We start from the raw sequence: 7,330 nt of genomic DNA, 5'->3' as shown, positions 1-7,330 counted from the left end.
GCCTCGTAGTTGAAGGTGATGCCTTCGCTGCGGCCGGCGAGGACGGTGCCGTGGTCGAGTTGCTGCGATCGTTCCCAGCTGCCGAACTTGGCGCTCCTGTAGGTGCGCCGGTCCATCCCCTCAGGGGGCATGGCCGGGTTCAGCTCGAATGCGTGGTAGCGGATCTGGAACGTGGCTCCGGTGTGTTCCTCGACGATGCCGACTGCCTGTTTCAGGCGGCGCCCGCCGATATAGCACCAGGGGCAGATCAGATCGCTGAATACGTCGATGGTGAACATGCATCCTCCTAATCGAACCGACTAGTCTGTTCGATGCAACCGCAACCGAGCCGAACCCATTCCCGTGCCCGCCGGAGGTGCCGATGACCAGTCCTGAGGCGACACGCGCCAAGATCGTCGAGGCTGCTGCCGACCTGTTCACCCGCTGCGGCGTGCGGGCGGTGGGGATCAACGAGATCTGGCGTGCCGCGGAGGTCGCCAAGTCGACGCTCTACCAGCATTTCCGGCCGAAGGATGAGTTGGTGGCGGCGGTCCTGCGTCGGCGCAACGACCAGTGGTGCGCTCGGCTGCGCGCGCTCGCCGAGACCCGCGAGGAGCCAGCCGACCGGCTGCTGGCCATCTTCGACCTGCTCGGCGAGGAGTTCGCCGATCCCGCCTACCGGGGCAGCGACCTGGTGAACGTCGCGGCCGAATACCCCGACCCCGACCATCTGGTGCGGGTTGCCATCCGGGACCACAAGCAGGAAGTCCTCCGCTACCTCGGCGGCCTCGCCGCTGCCGCGGGAACAGGCGCCCCCGAGGCGGCTGCGGCCTTTGTGCTCATGCTCGCCGACGGAGCCGTCTGCTCCCGAGTGGGCCTGGGTGACACCGCGGCCGCCGGAACCGCACGCGAGGCGGCGGCCCGGCTGCTGACGGTCGGCCCGGCGGGCGCCGTCTCCTCGGAGGGAGGTCAGGCGCCGGTGTAGTGGATGTCGAGCGGCTTGTTGGTGGACGCGGCGGTAGGTCTCCTCCTCGGGGAGCGCCGGCAGACCTGCTCGGCGGACGCTGTCCTGGGCGATCTGGACGAGCTTGGCCGTCTGCTCGGCGGGTGCCTCCACCACGGTGAGGAGGGAGGCGTAGAAGAGCATGACGACCTCGCCGACGGGGTCGCCGCTCATGGCCATCCGCTCGAACCGGTCGCGGGCCAGATGCTGCAGCAGCGCCTTGTTCCGGGTGACGACGACGGCCGCTCGTAGCCCGGGCAGGGAGAGGTCCTTGGAGGCGGTGAGGATCAGGGCGGCCCTGCTCAGGTCGGTGCCGTGGACGCGGTCGCGGAGTATCGCGGCAGGCTGCGGGCCTTCGGCCCCGATCTGGCAGGGGACGTCGACGAGCGTGAAGTCCGGTTCGGTCCGATCGGGCACGGTGTGGCGGGCGCCGGTGACTCCGTTGGGGAGGACTTCGACGAGGCAGGTGCGCGGGGCCGGGGATGTGCCGGTGGGATGGAAGGCGCCGTCGTGCCGGTAGTAGCCGGTCACCGGGGCTCCCCAGCGGACAGCGCACTGGTCAAAGGCGTAGTAGTTCGGCAGCGGCAGGACGAGACCGTGGCCGGTCTCGGCGAGATGCGCGATGGTCAAGCTGATGGCCTCCGTGCCGCCGCGGGTGAAGAAGATGTCGGACGGGTCCAGCCTCATGTTCAGGTGGCTGCGAGGAGTTCGGCCATCGCCGCCCGGGCGCCCGCCTGGCTACGGCCGGCGTACGCGGAGAGGGTTCCGTCGCGGATGAAGCGGTCGAGGAGGGTGGAGAGGTAGCGGGCGAGGTCCGGGGAGGGCGGGAAGCGGTTGCAGCCCTCCCCGAGCTCGATGGCCGTCTCGGTGTCCGGGGCGGCGCGGTCGCGAAGGGCTCCGAAGGCGGTGAGGCAGTCGGCCTGCGCGGGGGCCGGGATGGTGTCGTGCACGCTGGCTCCGGTGCGCCTTGGGCCGGGGCGCTGCCGGGCTTCCGCGGTGCGGACGTCGGCGAGGTTACCGGATGGGGAGCGCTTCGGGGGCGGTTGGCTGCAACGGGGGGACCTCGTGCAGAGCCGGTCGCCGCCCGTTCGGAACGGGCTCGGGGGTCAGGAGGATGTGGGCGGCGGTATCCAGGTCGGGTGTGTCGGTGTGCTGGTCGCGCCGCACCCAGATGGCGTCGATACCTGCTTGGCGGGCCCCGGCGGCGTCGGCCTGGGGGTTGTCCCCGATCATGACGAGCCGGTGTGCGGGGCCTGCGGCCGCCTGCGCGAGACGGAATGCCTGGGGGTGGGGCTTCTCGTACCCGCTCGCGGCGGAGTTGATCACCGCCTGGAAACGCGTGTCGATGCCGAGTGCGGACAGGATTTCGGGGAGTTCGGGGACGTGGTTGGAGAGGAGGATGTGCGTCCAGCCGTCCGCGGTGAGCTGGTCGAGGACGCGCAGCGTCTGCGGGTAGAGGCTCCACGCGGCGGGGTCTGTGTAGGCGGCGCGGGTCGCACCGGCTCGGCGACGTCGGCGCCGTCCACAGTCTGCACCCAGGCATGTTGCCGGAGAATGCCATCGCCCATGCCGTGAGCGGCGAGAACTCGGCATACAAAGATCACCTGGTTCGTGATTGTGGGGCCCATCAACGCTGCGTACACAGATCAACTCCAGTAAGCTGACCACGCGTTAGGAAGTGGCAAGGCCGTGAGTCGACTGCGTGGGATGGCGGGAAGGCCCAGATGGAACCTGCGTTCGCCGTCCTCCTCGGAGTTCTGATGAACCTGTTCATTCACGTTCACCGGGCTCCGCCCTGCGGCTGCTTCCGAGGCCGGGAGTTGCGCGCGAGCTGGGCGGGACGGCCGACGCCCCTTGCGGGGGATCACGCCGACAGCGCCTTGGCACGCTCGGGCGATTCACCGGGCTCGTCTCAGCCACACAGGCGTTTGTCTGCGGCGCCACCTCTTCGCCCTGCACGAACGGTCCACGCACTGTTCACGAACTGCCACACATTACTCCTGACCGCCAGTTCTCCGGAGACCGTGCTCACCTCCCTTTGAGGGGAGCGAACCGCAGCGCCGTTCTTCGAAGGCTCGACCCGACATCTAGGACCACTCTCCGTGACCTTGTCCTCAAAAATCGCCCTTGCCCTCGGCGTCTTGTCCCTTCTCCTGGCAGTCTGGGCGCTGCTCCTTGCGCGCTCGCGCCGCAAACACATACGACGGGGCGCAGGGTTGTCTGCCGAGGCGCAGGCAGCCAGTTCCCGTGCGCAGGCGGCCGAGGGCCGCGCCCGAACCGAGGCGCAGAACAGGCAGACCGCGGAGTCCCGCACGCAGGAAGTCAGTACCCGCGAGGCGGAGCTTCTCGACGAGGTACGTCACCTGGTCTCCCAGCGGCTCCCCGCTCTCGCACTGCACCTGATCAGCTCTCATCACCCGGTCCCCGGACTGCTGCACAAGAACCTCGTGGGGGCCGAGGCCGCACAGCTCCTCGACGCGCTGCTTGATGCTGTCTCTGGCATCGTTCTCAAGGAACGGCGCCGCATCGACGCCGCTGCTCGGGCTGCCCTGCGCGGCGCGACCCAGGAGTCTCAGGCTCTTTCCTACCGGCTGCAGACGAATATCGTGGGTCTTCAGCACGAGTTCAGCGCGCCGCCCCGTCTGACGCAGAGCCTGCTTGAATCCGACCACCTCAATGAGCAGAACCTGCGCCTCACACAAAGGTCCGCCATCGTGTGCGGGGGCTGGCCGGGTCACGTCCGCAAGGACACCTACGTGGGAGAGGTCGTCAGTGGCGCCTCCTCCCGACTGCGCGGCTTCGAACGCGTCAACATCGTTTCTCGGCACAGTCTTTCCAGCATCGGCGTGGTCGGGCGCGCAGCCGAGCCTGTTGCTGTGGTCTGCGCCGAGTTGATGGCCAATGCGCTGGAGCACTCCCGTGACGACTTCATGGTGGACGTCACCTTGGTCCAGACCGGCAACGGCAGTGTGTGTATCACGATCGACGACGCCGGCAAGGGTATGACGTCAGAGGCGCTCGCTCGCGGTCGAGGTCTGATATCGGGTGAACAGCAAGAGGTGATGCTCCTCGAGCTCGGTGACCCGCCGTCTATGGGCTTCGCCGCCATCGGCCGCCTCGTCGCCGACTACGGCCTCCGCGTCTCCATTGACAATTCCTCTCCCTATGGCGGGGTGCGTGCTGTGGTGTCAGTTCCCGATAACTTGTTGACGTCGATGGACGAAAACGCCACACCTCCGTCGGTCCTGGCGCCCCAACCTGCCGTGGCACCTCAGGCACACAAGCGGCCCGCAGCTGCTGACGCGCCCGCCTCCCCGTCCGCGCCAAGCGGCGCAGCGGAGCTGCCGCAGCGCCGCCGCCGTTTCTCAGCGACAGCCACCAAAGATGACGCCGCCGTGGCGCCTCGCCCTTTGGACCCGGAAGACACCGGCGCCCTCTGGAGCGATTTCCAAAGTGGCCTTACCAGCGACCGGTCCGTCACCGATTCGGAGTGAACACTGTGATAACGCCTGAAAGCCACGATGTGACCGGCTCGTCCGCCTGGGTCCTGAAGCCCATCACGGAAATCCCTGGTGTCCGGCACGCCCTGACCATGACCCTCGACGGGATGGTCCAGGCCACCTCCGAGAACCTCACCAAGGACGAGGCGGACGGCATCGGAGCGATGACTGCCGCGTTGCACTCCGCCTCCCGCGCCGCCACCAACGCTGTTCTGGGAGTAGCTCCAAGCACTCCGCTCAAGACCGTCACCTCACACAATGATGAGGGTATTTACATGGTCATGCCGGTCGGCGAAGGAACCAACACCCTGATCGCGGCGGCGGGCGATCAGGACATGCCCATGGGGGTGGTCGCGGCCACCATGGCCCGCCAGGCCATGAAGCTCGGGGAACAGATCATGTCCGTTCCCGCCCGCGCGAGTGACGGGGCGTCATGAGCCGCGGCCAGGAACAGCGACGTCTGCTTCCGGCCTACCTGGCCACCGGAACCAGTCCCGGCACCGGCCTCTCGGGCGCCCTCGATTCGCTGGCCGCTCTGCGCGCCAGCGGTCTGCCCCTCGCCAGATTCCACACTCCGGTGCACCAGCGCGTGGTCGAGCTCGTTACCGACGGATCTCTCAGCGTCGTCGAACTAGCCGGCTACCTCGGTCTCCCGGTCAGCGTGACTCTGGTACTTGCCGAACAACTCGTCGATGACGGGCAGTTAAAGGCCACCGTTCCAATTCCGGACGCTCTCCGCGCGTCGCACGATGGCCGACCGTCGAAAGAAGTCTTGGAAGAGGTTCTGAGTGGACTCCACGCTCTCCTTGCCGCCTAGCTCGCCTCCCGTCTACCTGCCTGAGGGAGAACACCGAAGGATCAAGATCCTGGTTGCCGGCCCGCTCGGTATCGGCAAGACGACCGTAGTCAAGTCGCTGTCGCAGATTCCGACACTGCACACCGACGAGGTCATGACGAACGCCGCCGTCGCTACCGACGACCTCAGCCACGATGTCCTGCGTGACAAAACCACCACCACGGTCGCCATCGACTTCGGCCGTCTGACCCTGCCAGGCGACAAGATCGTTCTGTACCTGTACGGAACTCCCGGGCAGCGCCGCTTCCTTCCTTTGTGGGAAGGCATCGCGTACGGAGCACTCGGTGCCCTGGTCCTGGTCGACACTCGGCGACTCAAAGACTCCTGGGAGGTGATGGAGCTCATCGAGGAGCGCGGTTTGCCGTACGCCGTCGCTGTCAATGTCTTCCCCGACTCACCCGAATACGAACCGGAGCTCATCCGTTCGAAGCTCGACCTCGCCCCAGAGACACCACTGGTCACCTGTGACGCACGAGAGAAGAAGAGAAGCCTCGAGGCCCTCATCGCCCTGACCGCCCATTCCATATCCGTTGCCGGAGTCGAAGCCTCGTGACGCTCACACCACCCGAAGCACCCGTGTCCCTGCACGGCGCCGAACACGCCGCGAACCCGCAGCGCAGCTATGAACTGCTACGTCGGCAAGGGCCGGTCGGCGTAGCCGAGGTGGCCCCCGGTGTCGTGGTCAACCTGGTCACCGACTACCGGGCCGCCCTCGACCTCCTCCAGGACACCGATACGTGGACCAAGGACACCCGGAGCTGGCTGCCGCAGGTGCCAAAGGACAGCCCGATCCGGCCCTTGGTGGAGTGGCGGCCGAGTCTGTTCTACGCCGACGGCGAGGAACACGCGCACCTACGACGGGTGATCACGGACAGCTTCGGTCTCCTGGACCCGAACGATGTGCGTGTCCTGACATTCCGCTATGCCGACACGCTGCTGCAGGAATTCGCTGATACCGGGAGCGTCGAACTCGTCCGCCAGTACGCGCAGCAGCTGCCGCTGATGGTCTTCAATGCTCTGTTCGGCATGCCGGACGAGGAGGGCCCCCGGCTTGTGTGGGCGCTCGAGGCGATGATGGACAGCGACCCGGAAACACAGGCAGCGGGCGGGCAGTCATTCGGCGCCTACCTCGAAACTCTGTACAGGATGAAGGCGGCGCAGCGCGGCCACGATTTGACCTCCTGGTTCATCGATCATCCCAATGGGCTGAGCCAGGAAGAGGCCGTTCATCAGATCCTCATCACTCTTGGGGCCGGGAACGAGCCACTGGGCAACCTCATCGCCAACACACTCGTCCGCATGCTCAGCGACGACCGATATTTCGGCACCCTGACCACCGGGAGCCTGCCCATCCAGCACGCCATCGATGACGCGCTGTGGCACGACGCGCCGCTGGCGAACTACAGCGTGCACTTCCCCAAGAAGGACGTGACCTTCCACGGCACCCGCATCCCTGCAGGGTCGCCCGTCATGGTGTCGTACGCCGCTGCCAACACCTGCCCCCATTCGGGCATGCCGAAGGATGGCTATCGCTCTGGGACCAAGGCGCACCTGGCCTTCGCTGCAGGGCCCCACGCATGTCCGGCCCGTGACGTCGCGATGCTGATCGCCACCGCCGCGATCGAGAGGCTCCTGACCTACCTGCCGGACATCGAACTGGATATTTCCGCCGACAAGCTGGTCTACCGTCCTGGGGCTGTCTACCGGACGCTCACCGCGCTCCCGGCCCGGTTCACCCCGCTGACGCCCGACGCCAACGGGGCCACCCCCTGGAGCCGGAGCCCTGAGCGGGACGCGTCTTTCTCCCCGGCGTCAGGCGGCACCAAGGCGTAGAAGCCGTATCACCTGCAGTCGATCGTCGCGGGGGGGGGGGGGCGCCCCCCCCCCCCCCCCCCGGGGGGGGGGCGGGGGGGGGGGGTTGATGCCTCATAGACAGGGGGACCGGGGGAAACCGGGTGGGAACAAACATGGTAAAAACCCGGGGGGAAAAAA

The 7,330-nt window shown here is 67.1% G+C and carries 10 protein-coding genes; 7 read left to right on the top strand and 3 right to left on the bottom strand.

Annotated features, from left to right (window positions below):
• A partial coding sequence (locus tag ACZ68L_RS46380) for a DsbA family protein (protein ID WP_469590886.1) occupies nt 1-278 on the bottom strand: 278 nt, incomplete at its 3' end.
• 83 nt (nt 279-361) lie between these two features.
• On the opposite strand from ACZ68L_RS46380, the gene ACZ68L_RS46375 reads away from it, so the two are divergent.
• Complete coding sequence (locus ACZ68L_RS46375) at nt 362-964, top strand: TetR/AcrR family transcriptional regulator (RefSeq protein WP_469590885.1); 603 nt, start codon at nt 362-364, stop codon at nt 962-964.
• Between the two features lie 3 nt (nt 965-967).
• The gene (locus ACZ68L_RS46370; protein WP_469590883.1) at nt 968-1,234 is read left to right on the top strand and encodes a hypothetical protein; all 267 of its coding nucleotides are present in this window, start codon (nt 968-970) and stop codon (nt 1,232-1,234) included.
• 437 nt (nt 1,235-1,671) lie between these two features.
• Here ACZ68L_RS46370 and ACZ68L_RS46365 read toward each other — a convergent pair whose 3' ends face one another.
• Both ACZ68L_RS46365 and ACZ68L_RS46360 read right to left on the bottom strand, forming a co-directional pair.
• Nucleotides 1,672-1,932, bottom strand: a complete 261-nt coding sequence (locus ACZ68L_RS46365; RefSeq protein ID WP_469590881.1) for a hypothetical protein — start codon at nt 1,930-1,932, stop codon at nt 1,672-1,674.
• Nucleotides 1,933-1,996: 64 nt separating this feature from the next.
• Nucleotides 1,997-2,575 (bottom strand): HAD family hydrolase, encoded by a 579-nt coding sequence (locus tag ACZ68L_RS46360; protein WP_469590879.1) that lies wholly within the window; start codon nt 2,573-2,575, stop codon nt 1,997-1,999.
• A gap of 509 nt (nt 2,576-3,084) precedes the next feature.
• Between ACZ68L_RS46360 and ACZ68L_RS46355 the strand changes: the two genes are divergently transcribed.
• From ACZ68L_RS46355 to ACZ68L_RS46335, 5 genes are all read left to right on the top strand, one after another.
• Entirely contained in the window at nt 3,085-4,476 is a 1,392-nt protein-coding gene (locus ACZ68L_RS46355) for an ATP-binding protein (protein WP_469590877.1), read from the top strand.
• Nucleotides 4,473-4,919 (top strand): roadblock/LC7 domain-containing protein, encoded by a 447-nt coding sequence (locus ACZ68L_RS46350; protein ID WP_469590875.1) that lies wholly within the window; start codon nt 4,473-4,475, stop codon nt 4,917-4,919. The genes ACZ68L_RS46355 and ACZ68L_RS46350 overlap by 4 nt, the downstream gene beginning before the upstream one ends.
• Entirely contained in the window at nt 4,916-5,299 is a 384-nt protein-coding gene (locus ACZ68L_RS46345; RefSeq protein WP_469590874.1) for a DUF742 domain-containing protein, read from the top strand. The genes ACZ68L_RS46350 and ACZ68L_RS46345 overlap by 4 nt, the downstream gene beginning before the upstream one ends.
• Nucleotides 5,271-5,891 carry a GTP-binding protein gene (locus tag ACZ68L_RS46340; protein WP_469590873.1) on the top strand — a complete coding sequence of 207 codons (621 nt, stop codon included), beginning with the start codon at nt 5,271-5,273 and terminating at the stop codon, nt 5,889-5,891. The genes ACZ68L_RS46345 and ACZ68L_RS46340 overlap by 29 nt, the downstream gene beginning before the upstream one ends.
• A gap of 125 nt (nt 5,892-6,016) precedes the next feature.
• On the top strand, nt 6,017-7,171 hold the full coding sequence (locus ACZ68L_RS46335) for a cytochrome P450 family protein (protein WP_469590871.1): 1,155 nt from the start codon (nt 6,017-6,019) through the stop codon (nt 7,169-7,171).
• Nucleotides 7,172-7,330: the final 159 nt, after the last annotated feature.

This window comes from Streptomyces sp. NPDC104309, assembly GCF_055584025.1.
This window is presented reverse-complemented; position numbering and strand designations above follow the sequence as displayed.